The 3,715-nt window shown below is 59.7% G+C and carries 2 protein-coding genes and 2 pseudogenes; 2 read left to right on the top strand and 2 right to left on the bottom strand.

Annotated features, from left to right (window positions below):
• Positions 1-146 precede the first annotated feature (146 nt).
• Positions 147-710: pseudogene (locus OS914_RS17775) on the bottom strand (transposase); the annotation flags it as partial.
• 195 nt (positions 711-905) lie between these two features.
• Between OS914_RS17775 and OS914_RS17770 the strand changes: the two are divergent.
• Together OS914_RS17770 and OS914_RS17765 are read left to right on the top strand one after the other, a co-directional pair.
• Positions 906-1,407: pseudogene (locus OS914_RS17770) on the top strand (transposase); the annotation flags it as partial.
• Positions 1,408-1,663: 256 nt separating this feature from the next.
• Complete coding sequence (locus OS914_RS17765; protein ID WP_267547388.1) at positions 1,664-2,638, top strand: Ltp family lipoprotein; 975 nt, start codon at positions 1,664-1,666, stop codon at positions 2,636-2,638.
• A 716-nt stretch (positions 2,639-3,354) separates the two neighbouring features.
• Here OS914_RS17765 and OS914_RS17760 read toward each other — a convergent pair.
• A complete protein-coding gene (locus tag OS914_RS17760) occupies positions 3,355-3,576 on the bottom strand; it encodes a hypothetical protein (RefSeq protein ID WP_267547387.1) in 222 nt (73 codons plus the stop codon).
• Positions 3,577-3,715: the final 139 nt, after the last annotated feature.

Genomic DNA, 3,715 nt, shown 5'->3' with positions numbered 1-3,715 from the left:
GAAGTAACCACCATCTACCCAGCCAACCGTTATGTGCCATGGAACACCGGTTCAGACTAAGAACAGCCGCCGATGCCCACCGCACGGCAGCCGCGGCCACATAATCAGGCAGGGCACAGAAGACCGATTATGTTCCGCGGAACATAATCCGTCAGGACATACGTCGGCGCGCCGCCCAGCGTTCGGAACAATGTATCCAGGGCCGCGAAGACCGAGGGCATGGTCCTGTCCCCCAAAGCGATAACGACCCGGAAGCGGGACCACGCCAACCATGCGACGAACAGCACGGTCTTCACCCCGTCGATACTGGGTCCGTCGCCGAAATCATACTGAACCCAGTGCCAAGGCTCGGTGATCCAGGGCCGGTGGACCCGCACATGGCCGAGCCGGAAGAGGGCCTTGACCTGCGCCACGGCGCGGCGGGTGGATCGCTCCGATCCCTCGTAGCCCAGGGCCAGGAGCCGTTGGTGGGCTTTATCGCCACGGATCCTGCCCTTGGACTCTTCAACCCAACCCTCGATCACGGGAAGGAACGGATCCGTGACCCGGCCCCGCAGCACCGGGGCGGCCATCGGACGGCCAGCGTCACGGGCCTGGATATGTTTAGCGACGGTGTTATGCGAGCACCCGGCCAGGGCTGCGGTGGCACGCAACGACCCCGTCAGGTCGTAGGCAGCAAGAATTTCCATGATTTCTCCGTCATGCTTCATATGGGTCTCTCTCCGGTGAGTTCAAAAACGATTCGACAACGTCATTGAATCCCGGGGAGAGGCCTTCGCCGTATTGAAAACGGCGGATCAGAAAATGAAGTGGGCAGATTGATTGGCCACCAGCGGTCAGTTTTGATGGCCGCCTACGGTCACTTCCGTGGCCGTCTATGGTCAGTTTTTCATGGCCGCCGACAACTTGTTGATGATGAGCTGGATTTGGACCCGTTCTATACCCCCTATGCCAAGGCTAAGGGCAAGCCGCCCTATGATCCGCGCCTGATGTTGCGGATCGTGTTGTACGGGTATTCCGTCGGGTCCGCTCCTCCCGAGAGTTGAAGCGGGCGTGTACGGATGTGGTCGCGTTCCGGTGGTTGGCGACGCAGCAGGCCCCGGTCTTCCGCTCCATTGGTCGTTTTCGTGACCGGCACTGGGCGGCGCTGGCGAACGTGTTCCTCCAAGCCCTTCAGCTCTGCCGGGCCGCCGGCATGGTCTCTTTGGGAAGGTCGACTTGGATGGGACGAAGGTGCGGGCGAACGCGTCCCGTCACAAGGCCATGTGCTACGCCCGGTTGACCGCCAAGAAGAAGGTGTTGGCGGAGGAGATCGGTACGTTGATGGAGGAAGCGAAGACCGTTGATGGTGACGAGGACGCACGCTTCGGGCCAGGCAAGCGCGGGGATGAGCATCCTGCGGAGTTGGAGTTCATTTCATCTGCCTTCTTCCTGTTGTTGCATTAATCGTAAAGAAATCATGTATGCTCCGTTTTACGGGCGCTGCCGCCCGTGATGCTATTGGGGGAAGCGAACATGTTTTTTAACTGCGTGCTGGCGCGATATTCCGCCGCTGCGGTCAGTGCTCGGCGCTGGCTTGTCCTCAATGCGCGTCCATCACCGCACCCGCCGCCCCGCACCCTTTGCATCACACGTCGGTCAGGTGTCCTATGAAAGGACTCTCATGAGCCAATCCCCCAATATCGCGCCATATCCGACGGAAGCCGGTTACGGTAAGCCGCAGAGGAACCAAAAGTCGTTTTTGACGGCGTGGCTTCTTTCTCTCCTCCTCGGCGCGTTCGGCGCTGATCGTTTCTACCTGGGCAAAATCGGAACCGCCATCCTCAAACTGATCACATTCGGCGGTTTCGGCATTTGGGCTCTTGTTGACCTCATCTTCGTGTTGACGAATAAAACCCGCGATAAGCAGGGCGTTCCGCTGGAGGGGTATGACAGGCACAAGAAGATGGCCCTGATTGTCACCGCTGTTGTCCTCGTCCTTGGCGTTATCTTCGGCTCTACCCGTGCCGGATCCGCCCCGTCGTCCGCTTCTTCTGTGGCGCCCACAAAAACCGCTGTTACGGCCGTTCCTGTTGAAGCTGTAGCTCAGGACCCGGCGGTAGCACAGGCAAAAGCTGATGCTGACGCCAAGGCAAAGGCGGACGCTGACGCCAAGGCAAAGGCGGACGCTGACGCGGCCACTAAAGCAAAAGCAGATGCCGACGCCGCCGCGACCAAAGCGAGAGCGGATGCTGATGCGGCTACCGCTAAAGCCAAGGCGGACGCTGACGCGGCCATCAAAGCAAAAGCAGACGCCGACGCCGCCGCAGCCAAAGCCAAGGCTGCTGCTGATGCGGCAGCCAAGGCCGGCACGACCAGCCAGCAAAACGCACTGCGAACCGCGGGCAGCTATCTCAAAACCAGCGCCTTCTCCCGCACTGGGTTGATCGAGCAGTTGGCGTATGAAAAGTATTCTGCCGAGGATGCGACGTGGGCTGTCGATCGTGTGGCAGTTGACTGGAACGAGCAGGCAGCCAAGTCCGCCAAAAGCTACCTGAAATTCAGCTCGTTCTCACACTCCGGTCTCGTCGACCAGCTGGTCTTCGAAGGCTTCACTCCAGAGCAGGCTGAATACGGAGTGGGGACTACCGGGCTCTAAAGACCCGTTTCGGTTCTACCTGCGGTGTAAAGCGACGACCGCTATGAAAGCATCTCATTTTGCCGGAACCAACGCTCTACGGCCGCCACTGATCCTGCCCCGCAACCTCGGGCTGACACCACGCTGGTGCATCCGCCCTGGGTTGTGTGGCAGCCGCCGGTTGGGCCTCGGCTGCCAGGCTCTTATCGGACTGCAACGCAGTACTTGGTTTCGCTGAGCCGACTAGGTTCGAATCTGTACTCTCTTGGGCCAGATCCGGGCGGATTGCCAATTTCCCCGCCGCGCGTCATCTGGACTTTTGCCGTTCACCCGGAGCGGGAGCGACCCGCCTCGGGGTGAGCTTTCCGCCAGCCTGTGGGCGCGCATTCTGCGTTTCGGCGCATCGCTATCGCAGGTGGCGATTCTCCGCCCAGTCATCCAATTTGATCACCCAGTTTGGTCGGTGGGCCTATTTTCGGTCGGCTTTAACAACACAGGTGTGCGATCACGGCTCAGAGAAACAATGCTGCGAGGATAGAGTTCTTCATTGGCTACTGCCGTTGGTCCGTCCGTCGACCTTTCAGCTGTCCCGTCCGTCGCCGATAGCTATCTACGGGAGTTGTTTTCTGAAGGGTCCGGCTGCTGGAGTGCTTCACCGTAATAGCCACGATCCAGAATGAACCGCGGATGAGGGCCGATGACCGTCGGCTTCAGTTCACACCACCTGAGAGCAGGACTTAGGCGCGGGAAATCGCTTCGGACCGTGCGCCAAACCGGATCAATTGGCCTATCCGGTCCACCGCTGCCAACAGTTGCTCCGGCCCTTGGTCCAGGTCCAGGGCATGGCAGTGAATCCGGATTCCGGGGGGATCGATCACGTGGAGCTTCTCTTCTTCCTCGCCGGTGGCATAGATCAAATGCCCGTCGGTGAGCCCGAACTTCACGCAGTACGCCAGCATTTGGTAGATATCCGGCTCTTCAGAATTGAGAGTGTAGTCAGCGTTGCCGCGTTAGGAGTCCGTGGGCGGCAGGTTTTTTCGGTTGAGGTGAGGGCCTTGGGAGAGAATCGGATTGTCTAGATCGTGATTCCTCTACCGC

It is taken from the genome of Arthrobacter endolithicus, assembly GCF_026627425.1.
GTDB lineage: Bacteria > Actinomycetota > Actinomycetes > Actinomycetales > Micrococcaceae > Arthrobacter_M.
Note: the sequence above shows the minus strand (reverse complement) of the source record. Positions and strands in the feature narration are given on the sequence as shown.